Source organism: Bacillus sp. BML-BC051 (assembly GCF_019656175.1).
GTDB lineage: Bacteria > Bacillota > Bacilli > Bacillales > Bacillaceae_G > Bacillus_A > Bacillus_A mobilis.
On the sequence record NZ_BPLI01000077.1, the window covers coordinates 21,479 to 39,276 of the forward strand.

The window sequence follows — 17,798 nt, forward strand, 5'->3', positions numbered from 1 at the left end:
TTTGGAGTGGTTACATGGATCCATTGAAAAATGAAATCCACCCTGACATGGTCAAGGTGTGGAAAGTTCGTGCTGTAATTGAAGAAGGGATTGGTATTCTTGTCATGTTAGCTTACCTTTTCCTCATGATAAAGTTTGATTGGTGGGCGTGGATTTTGTATGTAATGATTGGGCTAACAGTTGCGTTCGCACCATTTTCGTACTTTTTATTCCCGAAACTACGTCAACGTTATTACAGCTATCAACTAAATGAAGAAGAACTTGAAATTCAGCACGGTCTTTTCGTCGTAAAGCGTGTATTAGTACCGATGATTCGTGTACAACACGTGACGATTGAACAAGGGCCGATTATGAGAAAATATGACTTAGCAGAATTACACATTTCAACAGCGGCAACTTCTCACAGTATCCCAGGTTTAACGATGTATGAAGCAGAAATGTTGAAAACGAAAATCGCAGAATTAGCGAAAGTGAGTGATGAGGATGTATAAGAGACAGCATCCAATCACGATGTTATTAGAATTAAAAATAACAGACTTTATACCACTCATTATTTTCATGTTTAGCTTAAACGGAAAATTCCCGTTTTGGTATTTAATTCCCGCTGCATTCGGTTTACTCACTGTTTTTTCAGCGTTTGAAAAATGGTATTACACAACGTATTGGGTTGAAAATAACGTATTACATGTAAAACAAGGGCTCTTTGTGAAGAAGGAGAGCTACTTAAATAAAGAACGTGTGCAAACGATTAATACAAGTTCTAACGTGTTATATCAAATGCTTGGCTTAAAAAAGATTCAAATTGAAACAGCTGGCGGGGGTGATGATGCAGAAGTAAGCTTAGCTGGTATTACAGTAGAAGAAGCAACAGAGCTTATTACAATGCTAAATGAGCCAACTCCAGAAGTGAAAGCAGAAGAAACGTTAGACGAAGCAACAGAAAATACAGTAGAAAAAGAAATCATTACAGAAGAAAAACAAGCGACTGAATATAAATTAACTTGGAAAGAAATTTTACTAGCGTCTGTTACATCTGGTCAGTTTGGACTATTATTCTCATTAATCTTTTTCGTGTATCATCAAGTAGATGAGTACATCCCGAAATGGATAGAGAATGGCGTCAAGTCGTATGTAATGAAACATGATATATATGGCTTGATTTTCATGGTAGCCATTTTGATTGTCCTTTCGTGGATTATATCGACAATCGGTTATGCGCTAAAACATGGAGATTTCACGGTGAATCGAAGGAATGACGAAGTCCGCATTTCGCAAGGATTACTTGAGAAAAAAGAACTCGTCCTAAAATTGCACCGTATTCAAGGTATTACGATAAAAGAAAGTATTTTACGTCAGCCATTCGGTTATTGCGTTGTACAAGTAGAGGTGATTCAAAGTAAAGGACTGGGTGACGAGAAAGAAAAAGTTACACTGCACCCAATCATTCGAAAAGATCGCGTACAACAGTTACTCGCGCATTTACAATTACCATACGAACTGAATACAAACATTATTTCATTACCAAAAGCAGCATTACGCCGCTATCTCATTGATAGTTTCATCTTTTTCGCTATGCTAGCAATCCCGCTTATTGGAATAAGTATATACTCTGAAAAGCGCTTCATCATGTGGGCATTAATTCCGCTCGCGATCCTCATCTTTACACTTGGATACGCAACATTTAAAACGAATGGTTACAGTGTAAACGGAGAGCAAATTACGCTTGTATATCGCAGCGTCGGAAAATATACAGGACTTGTTAGAAGAAGACACGTCCAATCAATGGAAAAGACACAATCCTATTTCCAGCGCCGTGCAAATTTATGTACGTATAAGTTCTCTAACGCATCATCGAATTATAAATTAGAGCATACGAGAGTAGAAGACGCGGAGAGAATGCAGGATTGGTATAAGAAGAGATTAAGTGAGGATTAAATAGAATGGCTCGTCTTTTGCGGAAGGCGGGCTATTTTTTTATGTGAAAATAATGAATAATATATGGGGAAGGAAAAAGCGAGGTGAATAAGAGTGAGCAAATTTTTAATACCATATTCATTTTCTATATTAAGTTTCTTTATTTCAGTAACGGCACTTGATTTATTCGATAGGATGGGAAGAAATGATGAGATGACTTCGCCGAACATAATTGGAAAGATAATTCAATCTACTGCGCAAATGGGAGTCCTTACATTGTATTTCGGAGTACCTATTATTTTAGGTGGCTGTCTACTGGGTGAGTTATTGTTTAGAGGTATCATTGTACGCTTTAAACTAAGCTATATTATATCTTTATTATTATATTTACTTTTAGCTTGTAGTATTGTTTCCGTAACGGTTGGAATTCCAACTACATATGAAGATTCTAATACTACTTTCATGGTAATAACTATGATTTGTGCTGTTACATTCTTTATGGGGCGGAATATATGGGAGAAAAAACAAGTTAATAATGGAGTGAAATAATGAAATACACATGTCCGTGCTGCGGATATAAAACACTAGAAGAAAAACCACCAGGTACATATGAAATTTGTAATATATGTTATTGGGAAGATGATGAGGTTCAGTTTAATGATCCTGACTTTGAAGGCGGGGCAAATGAAGTCTCGTTAAGACAAGCGCAGCAAAACTTCATTGCATTTGGTGCTTGCAAGGAATGTTGTGTGAAATCAGTTAGAAAGCCGACTAGTGAAGATGTGAAGGATGCTAGTTGGAAGCGAATTGGTTAAACAAAATATTATTGATATTTTAAGATGGATTGATCTAAAGAAAAATCCCGTTATTATTCAAACTCCTGAAAATGAATTGACAAATTATTAATTTGATAATCTAAAAAAAATATAATTTATACGGCATTATTTAAAGTCTACTTTCATTAGTAGGCTTTTTTGTTAATCTCAAACGCTAATGGATTATTTCATTAAAAATTTGGATTTACGATACGTTAGGAAGATTCCATAAACGGTTGTTTGTAGTTTTTTGAGACTAATAAATAAATTTTTTAATACATAGGGATTAACGTGAATAAAATAAAAGGTCAATTTCTTTTCATGTAAAGAAGTTGGCTTTTTTATTTAACTTTGTTTAGCGTAAGGAATTTTTGTTTCAGAGTACTGTTTATTTTTCAACTTGATGATAATGAGGAGAGATACCTGTATGCTTTTATACTAAGGATTGGAAGCTGATTGTTGCCTGAAAATATAGACCGGGGAAAATAATGTAAAAAAAACTATTGTATATTCAAAACCCTTATGTTACATTTGTGTTACAGAAAAGTTACAAACGGTAACTTATGTTACGGTTTGTTTTCTTTTGTTTTTCGGTATGTTACAAAGCGGGGATATGTAAAGCTAAAAAAATAGCAACCTAAAAATAGTTTTTCTATGTGTATAAGAGTGTGTGTAGTAAAGAGCCTGGTGAGATTTTTACGCACATTATTAAAATTCCTTTCTGTCTTTAAAAGAAGAAGAAAACCCACTACCAACTATTTAGGAGTTTTAAGTAATGATAGTAAATGAAATGTACTTCCTTTCCCACACACAAAGTACATCTTTATTTTCAGTCTAATTACTACACAGACTTTTATACATATGCTGTTACCCCGCCTTAACGGGCAGTAAGGCCCCCACCTCAAAATTCAGCGAAAGCAAAGAAGTTAGGTGGGGATCAACTGCCTGTAAAGGCCCGATTGGTTCAACTAAAAATCGGTGGGGGAGGAACAAAACGCCCCACTGATTAAAGTTTCACTTTATCGTTTTAGGGATATATAGGAGGAGAAAAAATGAAAAAGTTATTAATGGTAATTGGACTTACGTTTTTAATGTTAGCTGGATGTAGCAATGGGAATTTTGACAAAGCAATGGATGAAGGAAAGACCGCATTAACGAATAAAGAATATAAAAATGCCTTATCATCATTTGAAAAAGCGTTAGATGAGAAAAAAGACGATTCAGATGCAAAGATGCTTGTAGAACAAACGAAAGTAATGATTGAAGCAGTGAAGTTAAAAGAGGAAACAAAGGTAGAAGAATCAATCAAGTCATTTGAAAAAGTAGAGAACATGAAGAATGGAAATGCTACGCTTGTAAAACAAGCAAAGGAAGAACGCACAGCATTACTAGCCATCTTAGAGCAAAACAAGAAGTATAGCGAGCAACTGACGAAAAGTGAAGAATTAATAAGTAAGAAAAATTATGCAGAAGCGAAAGAGATATTAAATAAGCTAGTTGCGGAAACAAAAGATAACAAGAACCTTGAAGAATATAATAAAAAAGCGGTAGGATTAGTTACTAAAATGAATGAAGAAGAAAAAACTGCAAAGAGTGAAGCTGCAGCGAAGGCACAAAAAACAAATGCAGTAACGAATCAAAAGGTAGCAACAGAAAAGACTCAAAAACCTGAGGCAGAAAAAAATCAAAAGGTAGCAACAGAAAAGACTCAAAAACCTGATGTAGAAAAAAATCAGAAGGTAGTAACAGAAAAGAACCAAAAAGTAGAGACAGGAAAGACTCAAGATGCATTTACTTTTGAGAAAGCGAAAGCATATATCAAAAATGAATATAAAGAAGACTATGATTACACGCTAGAAAATACGCAAGTAGAGAATGGAAAGAAATATTATCAAATAAGAGTGCATACGACATATAAAGTAGAAGGTGCAGGTGGACCTGGATTTACTGGTGTATTTAAAGTATTTGAAGATGGTACAATTATTGAACTGCACTAAATTGATGGAAAAGGTATCCTCAAAGTATATGAGGGTACCTTTTTTAGCATAAAAAAAGGCATCTAGCAAAAGTACTAGATGCAAATAAAAACACAAGGGAAGACAAAATTCTTCCCGTTTCCCGTAAGTAATTATATCAAAAAATTTATAAAAAACTAGCTTTATTTTTTATATCATTGATGTGTGAAGCTATGAAATAATAAGATTACACTGTTTTCATAGTGTTTTATTGAAAAAAAGGAGCTACGTATATGATTAATTTTAAACCAGAAAATTTAAACCAACTATTAAAGGTGATGCTAATTAGTGCGAATAAGTCGTATGATGCGATTAAAGATTATGAATTTACGGGGGAAGAAGTAGTATTCCGTGTAGAATTCGAGTATATTGACGTTTCTCTAATGATTGTAGATATGTTGGGAAGATCTGCTTCTAAATTTAACATTTTGCCATATGCCCGTCCGAATACGAATGAAATAGATTACATTCAGTTTCAAGTGTATTCGATTAATGAAGGGAACTTTAAAGAAATAATGGATATGATGTAGGAAACTATAATTTTACAAATATGTATATACCAACTAATATATAATTAATACATTCATATAATTGGAGTGATGAGATGCAGCCGTTAGAAAGAGAGATTCATTCTAATATGCTGAAAGTGTGGCGAATTCACGCTTTAATTGGGGCGGCAGTTATACTAGCAGTCGTAATTGCATATTTCTTTTTTATGATCAATTTTAATTGGTGGGGTTGGTTGTTTGGCTTATTAGTAACAGGCGCTATTCTATTTATCCCGCTTGATTATTTTGTGTTTCCAAGTTTACGTCAACGCTATTATAGTTACAGATTAAATGAAGAAGAGATTGAGATACAAAAGGGAATGTTCGTTGTAAAACGCGTACTCATTCCGATGATGCGCGTGCAGCACGTAACGATTGAACAGGGCCCGATTATGAGAAAGTATAATTTAGCAGAATTACATATTTCCACAGCGGCAACTTCTCATAGTATTCCAGGCTTAACGAAAGAAGAAGCAGAGCAGCTGAAAAGACAAATTGGAGAACTTGCGAAAGTGAGTGATGAGGATGTATAAGAGGCAACATCCGATCACGATATTGTTAGGTATTCGAATTGCGACGTTGTTGCCTTTTATTTTTCTTGTTTTATTTAAATCAGATGACCAAGTAAAACCTTGGTATTTCTTACATCTTGTTCTTTTAGCTGTATTATTTATTATGGCGATTTTCTCAGCGATAAAATGGTATTTCAAAGTGTACTGGGTTGAAAATAATATTGTACATATAAAGCACGGTGTGTTCGTTAAGAAGGAAAGTTACTTAAATAAAGAACGTGTGCAAAATATTAGTACGTCTTCTAACATCATTTATCAAGTGCTTGGACTGACGAAATTAAATATAGAAGTAGCTGGCGGCGGTACTGAACCGGAAGTGATGTTAGCGGGTATTAGAGAAGAGGAAGCGAAGGAACTGATTTCTTTATTACATAAAGAGAGAAGTGTTGTGACTGAAGAAGAGCCCGCGACAGCAGAAAATAAGACAATTTATCAGTTAACAGCGAAAGAAATTTTATTCGCCTCTATTACATCTGGTAGATTCGGATTAGTGTTTTCTGGATTACTTCTTATTTACACAGAGTTTAATCAATTTCTGCCAGAGTGGCTCATCAATAAAGTAGAAGCGTATGTGATGGATAACGGTGTATATGAATTAATCGTTATGGCCGCGATTTTAATGGTGATTTCGTGGATCATTTCAACAGCTGGTTATGCGTTAAAATATGCGAACTTTAAAATAGAGAGAAAAGGAAATGAAATTCGCATCGTACAAGGGTTATTTGATAAGAAAGAGTTCGTTTTAAAATTACATCGCATTCAAGCAATTACGGTGAAAGAGGGAATTCTCCGTCAGCCTTTCGGTTATTGCTCTGTCGAAGTGGAGGTCATTCAAAGTATAGAAGCAGCTGGAAATGAAGTGATGTTACATCCTTTTATGAAAAAGAAAGATGTCCAGCAGTTACTTACATATTTACAGTTACCGTATGAAACGGAAGAGGAAATCGTTCATTTACCGAAGGCTGCATTACGCCGTTACGTAATAATGGGCTGGATTACAAGTGCGGTGCTTGCGGTGCCGATTGCTAGTGCTAGTATATATTTCAAACAAAATACTGCGTTATTCACGTTAATACCACTATTCATCATATTTACGTTACTCTCATACGCCCGATATAAAAGTGGTGGATATATGATACGAGACAATCAGTTAGTCATGGTATACCGCGGCCTGGCAAAATATACAGGAATCATGCGAAGAAGGCATGTTCAAGCAGTAGGATACAATCAATCGTATTTTCAAAAGAAAGATGAGCTATGTACAGCTGCCGTATCAGTAGCGGGACATAAATATAAAGTGAAGCATATGGGAAAAGAAGATGCGCTTCGTATATATAATTGGTACAAAGAAAAAGGAAACACCGGTGCGTGAGGGTGTTTCCTTTTTTGTGTCGTGATTTGTCGATAAGTCGATATACCTCAAAAATCGCTGATATAATTTGAGTTGCGCCGATATATTCGAAAAATCGCCGTTATAATTTCATGTACCGTATCCCTGGAGGAACTACAGTACAAAAAAACTTAAACTAACACATCAAAAGTAGTCACAAACGACGGCCTAGAGAAGATACTTTTCGGCTGTTCCGCATGCGGAACAGCCTGAGCCTGAGCTTGTCCTTCTGCTTGTACAGGGCGTTTTTTGTGAGCGTTTTCGAATGAACGTGATTCTGTCCAGTCTTTAAAGTTTTGCTCTGTTTCCCACATCGTTAAGATGACATATGTATCGTTACTTAATGGGCGTAGAACGCGAATTGCTTGGAATCCTGGTTCGTTTTCAATAAGGCCTGCACGGTTTTTAAAACGGTTTTCAAATACTGGGCGACCTTCGTCTATGACAGAAATGTTGTTACAAACGATATAACCAGGTTGTCCTTTAAATTCGCCAACAGCGTCTAGTACGTCATACTGAAGAGAGCCTTCTACAGATTCTTCTGTATTTTCTTTATAAAACATATCTTTTTCATTATTTTTTGCAGTGAAATGTGCTTGTTCTAGAGGTGTTTCGTATGAAATAATAGCCTTCATTTTAATGCCCCCTTTAAATGTTTGTTTCTATTATATCAACTCTCGTAAAAAACTTCGAAGATTATATACATAAAGATACTTCTTTTTCAAATAATAAATGTACCATCATTTGGAAAGAAGGCCGATGTATGAAGAAAGTAAAGTGGACTTTATTAGGTGGATTAGCAACGCTTGTATTAGCGATTGTACTTTATAAAATTATTGTATTAGCTGGTGGTTATATGATGGATGAAAAGCAGCTCGTTTTCCACTCTTCATCACGTATCGTTGACCAGAAAGGGAAAGAAATTACGAAATTATACGTAGAAAATAGAGACCTCGTACCAATCGAGCAAATTCCGAAATACGTGCAGCAGTCATTTATTGCGGTGGAAGATTCTCGTTTTTATGAGCATCAAGGAATTGATTACCCGTCTATATTCCGGGCTCTTTATAAAGATACGTTAGCCGGAGAAAGGGTAGAGGGCGGTAGTACGATTACGCAGCAACTAGCGAAAAACGTCTTTTTAACTCGTGAAAAAACAGTTACGCGGAAATTGAAGGAAGTCGCAATCTCCCTTCAATTAGAGCAAAAATATACGAAGCAACAAATTCTTGAAATGTATATGAATCATATTTATTTTGGGCATGGGGCTTACGGTATTCAAGCAGCAGCAAAGTTGTATTTTAATAAAAATGTAGAGGATTTAACAGTAGAAGAAGGAGCAATGCTTGCAGGTCTTCCGAAGTCGCCAAACGGATATTCACCGTATTTCTCTCCAGAAAAGAGTAAGGAGCGCCGTGATCTCGTATTGTCACTGATGCATAAACAAGGCTATTTGACTGCCGAAGAGAGCGTACGTTATCAAGGAAAGACGATTGCTCTATATAAAAACTTAGACGAGAATGAACTCGCATATATGCCGTATATTGATATGGTTATAGATGAAGCAGCACGTTTATACGGGTTGTCTCATCAAGAAGTACTTCGCGGAGGATATACGTTTGTCGTTCCGATGGATGAAAAGATTCAAAAGGTAGCATATAACCAGTTTCAAGATGCACGGAATTTCCCTGGGAAAGAAGAGGGGGCGCAAGGTGCTTTTTTATTAATGGATAATCGTACGGGCGGAATTAAAGCGGCGATTGGTGGAAGAAAGTATGTCCGGAGAGGATTTAATCGTGTTTTCGCAAAAAGACAGCCAGGTTCTGTGCTAAAACCGCTTATTGTCTATGCACCAGCACTCGAAACGAAAAAGTATAATCCGTATTCTTTATTGACGAATGAAAGACATTCTTTTGAAGGGTATGAACCTCGAAATTATAATCATGCGTATTCGAAAGAAATGACGATGTACGATGCGATATTAGAGTCAGCAAATGTACCGGCAGTTTCATTATTAAATGAGTTAGGGGTAGAAGAAGGAAAACAATATTTAGAGAAAGGCAATGTTCATATTGCAGATGCTGGTTTAAGTACAGCGCTTGGCGGGTTGAAAAATGGTGTTTCAACATTTGATCTTGTGAAGATGTATCGTGCGTTTTTAGCAAATGGCGCTATTATTGAGCCGCACGTGATTGATAAAGTGTTCAATAGACACGGCGCAGTTATTGGAGAATCACCAAAAGTAGAAACGAAAATTTTCTCGAAACAAACGGCATGGTATATGACGAAAATGTTAGAAGGAGTTGTGAAGGAAGGGACAGCGAAAGCCGGTGTATATACCGGGGCGTTAGCTGGGAAAACAGGTACAACTTCCTTACCAAATGAGGATAATGGAGCGAGAGATATGTGGTTCGTTGGCTATACGCCAAATTTAGTAGGCGCTGTTTGGATTGGTTATGACCGCACGGATAAAGAGCATCAGTTGCAAGGAGAAAGTGCGTCAGCAACGAAATTGTTTAAGAAAATTTTAACGAAGGCAAAAGTAGAACAGAAAGAGCAGTTTATGAAACCAGAAGGCGTGGAAACAATCGGTGCTCCAATTCGGCTGCGCAAGATTGAAGATGTGAAAATGAAATTAGCGTTTAGCCCTTTCGGTTTATTCAAGGCGAAATTAAGCTGGACACCACTTCCAGATGATAGAATTATGTATCGTATTTATAGAGTGGAAAACGGAGTCCATACGCATGTAGCAACTGTAAATGGTGCCGGGGAATATGAAGAAAAGTTCGTTAACATCTTTTCAAAACCGAGTTTTTACGTTGTGCCATATAACACACAAACAAATCGCGAAGGAGAAAAGTCAAAAGTAGCTAAACCATAGTTTTTCTCTGTGTTATAATAAGAATGTTGTGAAAATAGTAAGCGTTTTTAAGAATGTTTGTGTCAATTTCATGAACAACGTACATAATATTATGCATTTTGTTTTTACAAGCTGTATAGTAAAAAAAGATAAATATCGGAATAGAACGTATTTAGAGCAAAAGCATTGGCAAGGAAGGGAGCAAGGGTCTTGGTAAGAACTATAAATGAGACATTTTTAAAAGCATGTAGGGGGGAACGTACTGATTATGTACCAGCATGGTATATGCGTCAAGCAGGTCGTTCGCAGCCGGAATATAGAAAGATAAAAGAAAAGTATTCTTTATTTGAAATTACACATAATCCAGAGTTATGTGCTTACGTTACAAAGTTGCCAGTTGATCAATATAACGTAGACGCAGCAATTCTGTATAAAGATATTATGTCACCACTACCTGCAATTGGTGTGGATGTAGAAATTAAATCAGGTATTGGTCCAGTTATTGATAATCCAATCCGTTCTTTACAAGACGTAGAAAAACTAGGGGAAATCAATCCAGAAGATGATGTACCGTACATATTAGATACGATTCGTTTATTAACGACAGAAATGCTAGACGTACCGTTAATCGGTTTTTCAGGAGCTCCATTTACATTAGCGAGCTATATGATTGAAGGCGGTCCATCTCGTAATTATCATAATACGAAAGCGTTCATGTATGCAGAGCCGAAAGCTTGGTTCGCTTTAATGGATAAGCTAGCAGATATGGTTATTACATATTTAAAAGCGCAAATTAACGCAGGAGCAAAAGCAGTTCAAATTTTCGATTCTTGGGTTGGAACAGTAAATGTAGCAGATTACCGCGTATTTATTAAACCAGCAATGGAGCGTATTTTTGCAGAAGTTCGTCCGATGGGTGTACCAATGATTATGCACGGCGTAGGAGCTGCACATTTAGTAAATGAATGGCACGACTTACCACTTGATGTAGTAGGCTTAGATTGGCGCTTACCGATCGAAGAGGCACGTGCGCGCGGCGTTCATAAGGCGGTACAAGGTAATATGGACCCGTCATTCTTACTTGCGCCATGGTCTGTTATTGAAGAACATGTAAAAGGTATTTTAGATCAAGGGATGAAGCAGCCAGGTTATATCTTTAACTTAGGACACGGTGTATTCCCAGAAGTAAATCCAGATACATTAAAACGTTTAACTACATTTATTCATGAATACTCTAAAGGACAGTTAGCGAAGTAAAGGAGCATTGCTGTATGAAAAAGAAAATTGGTTTGCTTGTAATGGCATACGGAACGCCATATAAAGAAGAAGATATTGAACGTTACTATACACATATTCGCAGAGGAAGAAAGCCAAGTCCTGAAATGCTAGAAGATTTAACAGAGCGTTACCGTGCAATTGGTGGTATTTCTCCTTTAGCTACTATTACATTAGAGCAAGCTAAAAAGTTAGAGAAGCGTTTAAATGAAGTACAAGATGAAGTAGAGTACCGTATGTATCTTGGCTTAAAACATATTGAACCGTTCATTGAAGATGCGGTGAAAGATATGCATAACGACGGTATACAAGATGCAATCGCGCTTGTTCTGGCGCCGCACTATTCTACATTTAGCGTGAAATCGTATGTAGGACGAGCACAAGAAGAAGCTGAGAAACTTGGAAACTTAACAATTCACGGCATTGATAGCTGGTATAAAGAGCCGAAATTCATTCAGTACTGGGTTGATGCAGTGAAAGGTATATATAACGGTATGTCAGAAGCAGAGCGTGAAAAAGCAGTATTAATCGTATCTGCACATAGCTTACCAGAAAAAATCATCGCACTTGGCGATCCATATCCAGATCAATTAAATGAAACAGCTGACTATATTGCAAGAGGTGCGGAAGTAGCAAACTATGCAGTAGGTTGGCAAAGTGCAGGAAACACACCAGATCCTTGGATTGGTCCAGATGTACAAGATTTAACGAGAGAATTAAATGAAAAGTACGGTTATACTTCATTCGTATACGCACCAGTTGGATTTGTTGCGGAACATTTAGAAGTTCTATATGACAATGACTTTGAGTGTAAAGTTGTAACAGATGAAATTGGCGCGAAATATTATCGTCCAGAAATGCCAAATGCATCGGACGCATTTATTGATTGCTTAACAGATGTTGTATTAAAGAAAAAAGAATCTGTATTGTAAGAAGAAAGGGGGAGCCTGCTTGAGGAAAAAAGTTGTAATCATCGGCGGTGGCATCACAGGATTAACAACAATGTATAACTTGCAAAAAGAAATTCGTGACAACAACTTGCCGATCGATACATTACTGATAGAAGCATCGGGTAAACTTGGCGGGAAAATTCAAACCGTTCGAAAAGATGGATTTACAATTGAACGCGGACCGGATTCTTTCTTAGCACGAAAAGAAAGTGCAGCAAGATTAGCGAGAGAATTAGGTCTTGGCGATGAACTTGTAAATAATAAGGGCGGTCAATCATTTATCCTCGTAAACAATCGGTTACATAAAATGCCGAGCGGATCAATGATGGGAATTCCAACGCAAATTACGCCGTTTCTATTTTCCAGGCTGCTCTCTCCAATTGGTAAACTAAGAGCTGGTTTTGATCTGTTAATGCCGAGATCAAAGCCAGTATCTGACCAATCACTCGGGCAGTTTTTCAGACATCGCCTCGGCAACGAAGTGGTTGAAAATTTAATCGAACCATTACTATCGGGTATTTATGCAGGGGATATTGATGAAATGAGCTTAATGTCAACATTCCCGCAAATGTATCAAATCGAGCAGAAACATCGCAGTATTTCACTCGGTATGCGTACGCTTGCACCGAAAGAAGAGAAAGCGGAACCGAAAAAGGGAATCTTCCAAACAGTGAAAAACGGTTTAGAATCTATCGTAGAATCTCTCGAAATGAAGATGCATGAAGGTACGATAATAAAGGGAACTCGCATTGAAAAAATTGCAAAACTCGGTGATGGTTATACGATTACTCTTAGTAACGGAAAAGAAATAGAAGCGGACGCGGTCGTAGTGGCAACATCACATAAAGTATTGCCATCTATGTTTGCGCAGTACAAGCAGTTTCGTTTCTTCCGCAATATTCCGTCCACATCAGTTGCGAACGTGGCAATGGCTTTCTCGAAATCAGCCATTCAGCGCGATATTGATGGTACAGGATTTGTCGTATCTCGAAATAACGATTACACCATTACAGCATGTACGTGGACACATAAAAAGTGGCCACATACAACGCCAGAAGGAAAAACGCTTCTTCGTTGTTACGTTGGACGACCTGGTGATGAAGCAGTTGTAGAACAAACAGAAGAGGAACTCGTTCAGCTCGTACTAGAAGACTTGCGAAAGACGATGGATATTACAGAGGATCCAGAATTTACAGTCGTAAGCCGCTGGAAAGAAGCAATGCCCCAATATACAGTAGGTCATAACGAGCGAATGAAGAAACTCACGACATTTATGGAGAAAGAGTTGCCAGGTATATACTTGGCAGGTAGTTCTTACGCTGGTTCTGGTCTTCCGGACTGTATTGATCAAGGTGAGAAAGCCGCAAAGCGTGTACTCTCTCATTTGGAGAAAGTAATGGATACTGAATTAATCGCGCAATAAAGTGAAACGCCTTCAATTATATTGAAGGCGTTTTGTTACTTATTCACCAATAAACATATATAAGTTATTTGGCTTTATAACAGCATCTCCTGCATAAATAATCCACTCTGTTAAGTTATCAAAATCTAACTGATAACTATTTCCTTCACTCATATCTTTTATAAAATATGGTTCATTAATGAGTATTCCTTGAATGAAATCTTCCGTAATTTCTTGCATTTCAAACCACATATGTTCACTTTTTCCTTCTTCGTAGGAGACACCAAACTTAGCGAGGAAACGAAAATCTTCATTCGATTGTTCAATGTGAAAAATGTTACTGAAATACCCGAAAGTATTCTTCGCATTGTAAGCCATACGATCGGTTTCACTATTTGTTTTATAGAACATGAGCCCTGTAGCTTCCTCGTGTTCTTGGAAAAAGCTTTCAATATATTCTTCTGAAGTATTAAATTTGAATAAGAGAACGGATGGAGATTGATGGTATTCATCTCGGTCATCCATACCGCCAAGAAATACGTTTTGCGCATCTATTGGTTGTAGTTTTACTTCTTCATCCTCAATTGAAGATAATTGATCCATACTCGTTTTATGCCCAATATAAGATAATCCTTTTTCCCATGGAACAGCTAATGTATGTATAGAACCTTGCTGACTATGCGCGATAACGATAGGCTCATTCATAGGGACTTGTCCATTTTCAACGGCATTATTAGCAAAGGTTTGAAAGAGGTCACCAATACCGTAGTAGGAAGAAATGCGATTTGGAATAATTAATTCTATTTCTGTTACACCTGCTCTTAAAAGGCCATGTGTATGAAACCAATATTGCGTAGGCTCACCGTCTTTATCGTCTTCATAAACGGAATGAATAACGTACAAGTCAGGAATGTCAGGTAATAATTCATTTTCAACGTGATATTCAATATAGCTTCTAGATATCACTTTCATTGCGGCACTTGAATCGATTACAAATAACAAGTCTGGAGCGAGGTTCCATAAAAACTGTAATTGCTGGAAAAAGCAGTCCAGCACATCGCCTACAAATAGCGTACGAGTAAAAATTTCAGTGCCATAAGCAGCATCTTCAAAATGACGATCTACGATTGTAGAATCTTGTCTATTGTACATTTTATATTCTTCTGGTTCATTCGCTTCATCAATATGCAGTTCATACGGTATGATTGTTTCATCCATATGTAACTCAACAATAAGGCTTGTCTCATCACTAAAAATAATTTTTAACTCATCAACTTTAGTAGCGATCGTTTCTAGCCGCTGTTTTAACTGCTCAATTGTAATTCTAGTTGGTATAACGGCAATCATATCTGAAAAATGACGTTCTAATGTTCCATTCATAGCTGCGCGGTATGTTTCTGTTTGCACTTCCATCCAATCACTCCTATTCAAATGAATCCATTTACATGCCAGTTAAATTTCGATATTTTCTGTTTTCTCTCTCTAACATTATAGAGCGCATTCGTAGAAGGTGTAAAATTATTATTTTGTATTATAGTTTGAAAGCTTGTAAATTAAATAAATTTTTTGTAAAACTTGTCGAAATGTAGTTCTATATAACGAATCATTTGATATGATAGAAATGCTGAGAAAATATGAAATAGGGAGAGGAAAATGGCTGTGAAGAAATTGTTAAGTGTCTTTTTATCATTCATACTATTGCTTTCATTTACTGGAACTATAGTACAAGCAGAAGAAACTACTTCTATGTCAGTAGAAAAAGCAATTCAAGTATTTAAGCAGCAAGGGAAAACGAAGGGAATAGCGGAAGGATATATCGTTGGGTATACGCAAAGTCCTTCTAAATACACGAAAGATCCGGCTAAGTTTGATGATACAAACGTAGCAATTGCGGATTCGCCAAATGAAACGAATCCAGACAAAATCATGCCTGTTCAGTTGCCAAAAGGCGATGTGAGAGCGGCAGTAAATGTGAAAGATCATCCTGAAAATATCGGGAAGAAAGTTAGTTTAACAGGGACGCTTGAATTATATTTTAGTAGCCCAGGTTTAAAATCAGTAACAGCTCATAAGTTTCAAGGGGAAGGACAAAACCGTGTTAGCGATGTAGTAGCTTCGCCTAGTGGCGGAGAAGTTGCGAAAGGAACAGCGGTAACTTTAACGACGAATACAGAAGGAGCAACAATCTACTATACGTTAGATGGCTCTAACCCTACAAATAAAAGTGTTCGTTATAACGGACAAATTGTGGTGAATGAAAATAGTGTAATTAAAGCAATCGCAGAGAAAGAAGGACTTACTTCTTCAGCAATTTCAACATTTTCATTTATTATCGTAAATAATGAACCAGTACGTATTCATGATATTCAAGGAAAATCACATGTCTCTCCTTACAAAGGGAAGAAAGTATACAATGTGGAAGGCGTTGTAACAGCGCTTGATAAAAATGGTTTTTATATAGAAGATAATCAGCCGGATAATGATCCAGCTACTTCAGAAGGTATTTATGTGTACAAAAAAGATGCAAATGTAGTGGTAGGCGATCTTATTCAAGCTGATGGAGAAGTAGAAGAATATGTTGGTCCTGGATATGCAGAGCGATTTGAAACAGACTTAACGACGACCGAAATTAAAGCGAGCCGCGTTGCTGTAATCGCAAAAGATCAACCTTTACCAGCACCGATTGTACTTGGAAAAAACGGTGTGAAAATCCCTGATCAAATTATCGATAATGATGCATTCGGTTTATTTGATCCAAATGAAGATGCAATCGACTTTTATGAAAGTATAGAAGGTATGCGCGTTACGATGCCAACGCCAAAAATTATTGCACCTCAGAAAAACGGGAATTTATATGTCACAGTAGAAAATGGTGGAGATAAAGTCGTAACGAAATATGGCACACCTGTATTAGATGAAAATCAATTAAATCCAGAGCGTCTTTCTGTCAAAGTACCTCGCGATTATGTAGCAAAAGTAGGAGATACTTTCACTGGGGATATAACAGGGGTAGTCGGATATGATTACGGTTCGTTCCGCATTTCGCCAATAACGGAATTACCATCTGTAGTGGACGGTGGATTTAAGCAAGTAGGGGCGAATATTCAGCCTCGTCTTGATAAGTTAACAGTTGCTACATATAACATTGAAAACTTCTCGGCGAATAAAAAAGAAACAACAGATGAAAAAGTAAAAGCGTTAGCGTATTCTATTAAATACAATTTAAAAATGCCAGATATTATCGGTGTAGAGGAAATGCAAGATAATAATGGATCAATTAATGACGGTACAACAGATGCTTCATTAAGCGCAAAACGTATCATTGATGCAGTTCTAGAAATTCGCGGGCCAAAGTATGAGTATGTAGAAATTGCTCCGCATAATAATCTAGACGGAGGAGCACCAGGAGCGAATATTCGCGTCGGTTTCTTCTACAACCCATCACGCGTGAAATTAGCAGCAGTACCGAAGTTACTTGATAAAAATGTTGTTCGTATTGGAGACGAAAACCCATTATTTGAAAGTACACGTAAACCGCTTGCGGCAGAATTTACGTTCCAAGGACAAAACGTTGTTGTCGTTGCAAATCACTTAAACTCAAAAATAGGAGATGCAACGCCATTTGGAAAAGTGCAGCCGCTCGTATTAAAGAGTGAAGAAAAACGAGTTCAATTAGCACAAGAAGTAAATAATTTCGTACAAGGAATTCAGAAAAAGAATACGAATGCACCAGTTGTTGTGTTAGGAGATATGAACGATTTTGAGTTTGCTAAACCACTAAAAGCACTAGAAGGAACAAACTTAAAAAATATGTTAAACACAGTGCCGAAAGAGAACCGCTACACGTATATTCATGAAGGAAATGCGCAAGTGTTAGATCATATTTTAGTAACAAACAACATCGCACCACACACAATTGTAGACCCAGTACACTTAAACTCAAACATTATGAAAGAACATGGACGTGTAAGTGATCACGACCCAGTACTTGCTCAAATTGACTTGAAGAAAGCTTCTTAAATCGTTGTAAAAGAACGCTTAGAAATATACTGAGCGT

General features: G+C 37.0%; 15 protein-coding genes. 13 read left to right on the top strand and 2 right to left on the bottom strand.

The window, feature by feature from the left end; translation table 11 throughout:
* The first annotated feature begins 14 nt into the window (after positions 1 to 14).
* The 8 genes from K5S59_RS25535 to K5S59_RS25570 all read left to right on the top strand — a co-directional run bounded on the left by K5S59_RS25535 (position 15) and on the right by K5S59_RS25570 (position 7,236).
* The gene (locus tag K5S59_RS25535; RefSeq protein ID WP_000371362.1) at positions 15 to 491 is read left to right on the top strand and encodes a PH domain-containing protein; all 477 of its coding nucleotides are present in this window, start codon (positions 15 to 17) and stop codon (positions 489 to 491) included.
* Positions 484 to 1,935, top strand: coding sequence for a PH domain-containing protein (locus tag K5S59_RS25540; RefSeq protein WP_000278221.1), 1,452 nt, complete (start codon positions 484 to 486; stop codon positions 1,933 to 1,935). The genes K5S59_RS25535 and K5S59_RS25540 overlap by 8 nt, the downstream gene beginning before the upstream one ends.
* A 93-nt stretch (positions 1,936 to 2,028) precedes the next feature.
* On the top strand, positions 2,029 to 2,463 hold the full coding sequence (locus K5S59_RS25545; protein ID WP_000033025.1) for a hypothetical protein: 435 nt from the start codon (positions 2,029 to 2,031) through the stop codon (positions 2,461 to 2,463).
* Positions 2,463 to 2,729 carry a CPCC family cysteine-rich protein gene (locus K5S59_RS25550; RefSeq protein WP_000877834.1) on the top strand — a complete coding sequence of 89 codons (267 nt, stop codon included), beginning with the start codon at positions 2,463 to 2,465 and terminating at the stop codon, positions 2,727 to 2,729. Before K5S59_RS25545 ends, K5S59_RS25550 begins: the two co-directional genes overlap by 1 nt.
* Positions 2,730 to 3,781: 1,052 nt before the next feature.
* On the top strand, positions 3,782 to 4,726 hold the full coding sequence (locus K5S59_RS25555; RefSeq protein ID WP_000735171.1) for a hypothetical protein: 945 nt from the start codon (positions 3,782 to 3,784) through the stop codon (positions 4,724 to 4,726).
* A 251-nt stretch (positions 4,727 to 4,977) separates the two neighbouring features.
* A complete protein-coding gene (locus K5S59_RS25560) occupies positions 4,978 to 5,274 on the top strand; it encodes a protoporphyrinogen oxidase (RefSeq protein ID WP_120449647.1) in 297 nt (98 codons plus the stop codon).
* 74 nt (positions 5,275 to 5,348) lie between these two features.
* Entirely contained in the window at positions 5,349 to 5,825 is a 477-nt protein-coding gene (locus K5S59_RS25565; RefSeq protein ID WP_001182707.1) for a PH domain-containing protein, read from the top strand.
* Positions 5,818 to 7,236, top strand: coding sequence for a PH domain-containing protein (locus K5S59_RS25570; protein WP_000278135.1), 1,419 nt, complete (start codon positions 5,818 to 5,820; stop codon positions 7,234 to 7,236). The genes K5S59_RS25565 and K5S59_RS25570 overlap by 8 nt, the downstream gene beginning before the upstream one ends.
* A gap of 149 nt (positions 7,237 to 7,385) precedes the next feature.
* Here the strand turns inward: K5S59_RS25570 and hmoB are convergent, their stop codons facing one another.
* Positions 7,386 to 7,889, bottom strand: a complete 504-nt coding sequence (gene hmoB / locus K5S59_RS25575; protein WP_120449649.1) for a heme-degrading monooxygenase HmoB — start codon at positions 7,887 to 7,889, stop codon at positions 7,386 to 7,388.
* A gap of 128 nt (positions 7,890 to 8,017) precedes the next feature.
* On the opposite strand from hmoB, the gene K5S59_RS25580 reads away from it, so the two are divergent.
* From K5S59_RS25580 to hemY, 4 genes are all read left to right on the top strand, one after another.
* Positions 8,018 to 10,135 (top strand): transglycosylase domain-containing protein, encoded by a 2,118-nt coding sequence (locus K5S59_RS25580; protein ID WP_000756257.1) that lies wholly within the window; start codon positions 8,018 to 8,020, stop codon positions 10,133 to 10,135.
* A gap of 189 nt (positions 10,136 to 10,324) precedes the next feature.
* Positions 10,325 to 11,371, top strand: a complete 1,047-nt coding sequence (gene hemE / locus K5S59_RS25585; protein ID WP_000252609.1) for a uroporphyrinogen decarboxylase — start codon at positions 10,325 to 10,327, stop codon at positions 11,369 to 11,371.
* A gap of 14 nt (positions 11,372 to 11,385) precedes the next feature.
* Positions 11,386 to 12,321, top strand: a complete 936-nt coding sequence (gene hemH, locus K5S59_RS25590; RefSeq protein ID WP_000726794.1) for a ferrochelatase — start codon at positions 11,386 to 11,388, stop codon at positions 12,319 to 12,321.
* Positions 12,322 to 12,340: 19 nt separating this feature from the next.
* Positions 12,341 to 13,762, top strand: a complete 1,422-nt coding sequence (gene hemY / locus K5S59_RS25595) for a protoporphyrinogen oxidase (RefSeq protein ID WP_001228089.1) — start codon at positions 12,341 to 12,343, stop codon at positions 13,760 to 13,762.
* A gap of 39 nt (positions 13,763 to 13,801) precedes the next feature.
* Here the strand turns inward: hemY and K5S59_RS25600 are convergent, their stop codons facing one another.
* Positions 13,802 to 15,154, bottom strand: a complete 1,353-nt coding sequence (locus K5S59_RS25600) for a DUF4026 domain-containing protein (protein WP_000453725.1) — start codon at positions 15,152 to 15,154, stop codon at positions 13,802 to 13,804.
* A 240-nt stretch (positions 15,155 to 15,394) separates the two neighbouring features.
* Between K5S59_RS25600 and K5S59_RS25605 the strand changes: the two genes are divergently transcribed.
* Positions 15,395 to 17,761: a DUF6359 domain-containing protein gene (locus K5S59_RS25605; RefSeq protein ID WP_120449651.1), complete on the top strand. Its 2,367-nt coding sequence runs from the start codon at positions 15,395 to 15,397 to the stop codon at positions 17,759 to 17,761.
* The last annotated feature ends 37 nt before the right edge of the window (positions 17,762 to 17,798 follow it).

Coding starts and splice junctions, on each gene's coding strand:
- K5S59_RS25555 (WP_000735171.1), top strand. CDS start 3,782: ATGAAAAAGTTATTAATGGTAATTGGACTTACGTTTTTAATGTTAGCT.
- K5S59_RS25565 (WP_001182707.1), top strand. CDS start 5,349: ATGCAGCCGTTAGAAAGAGAGATTCATTCTAATATGCTGAAAGTGTGG.
- K5S59_RS25550 (WP_000877834.1), top strand. CDS start 2,463: ATGAAATACACATGTCCGTGCTGCGGATATAAAACACTAGAAGAAAAA.
- K5S59_RS25600 (WP_000453725.1), bottom strand. CDS start 15,154: ATGGAAGTGCAAACAGAAACATACCGCGCAGCTATGAATGGAACATTA.
- K5S59_RS25570 (WP_000278135.1), top strand. CDS start 5,818: ATGTATAAGAGGCAACATCCGATCACGATATTGTTAGGTATTCGAATT.
- hmoB (WP_120449649.1), bottom strand. CDS start 7,889: ATGAAGGCTATTATTTCATACGAAACACCTCTAGAACAAGCACATTTC.
- K5S59_RS25535 (WP_000371362.1), top strand. CDS start 15: ATGGATCCATTGAAAAATGAAATCCACCCTGACATGGTCAAGGTGTGG.
- K5S59_RS25540 (WP_000278221.1), top strand. CDS start 484: ATGTATAAGAGACAGCATCCAATCACGATGTTATTAGAATTAAAAATA.
- hemH (WP_000726794.1), top strand. CDS start 11,386: ATGAAAAAGAAAATTGGTTTGCTTGTAATGGCATACGGAACGCCATAT.
- K5S59_RS25580 (WP_000756257.1), top strand. CDS start 8,018: ATGAAGAAAGTAAAGTGGACTTTATTAGGTGGATTAGCAACGCTTGTA.
- K5S59_RS25605 (WP_120449651.1), top strand. CDS start 15,395: ATGGCTGTGAAGAAATTGTTAAGTGTCTTTTTATCATTCATACTATTG.
- K5S59_RS25560 (WP_120449647.1), top strand. CDS start 4,978: ATGATTAATTTTAAACCAGAAAATTTAAACCAACTATTAAAGGTGATG.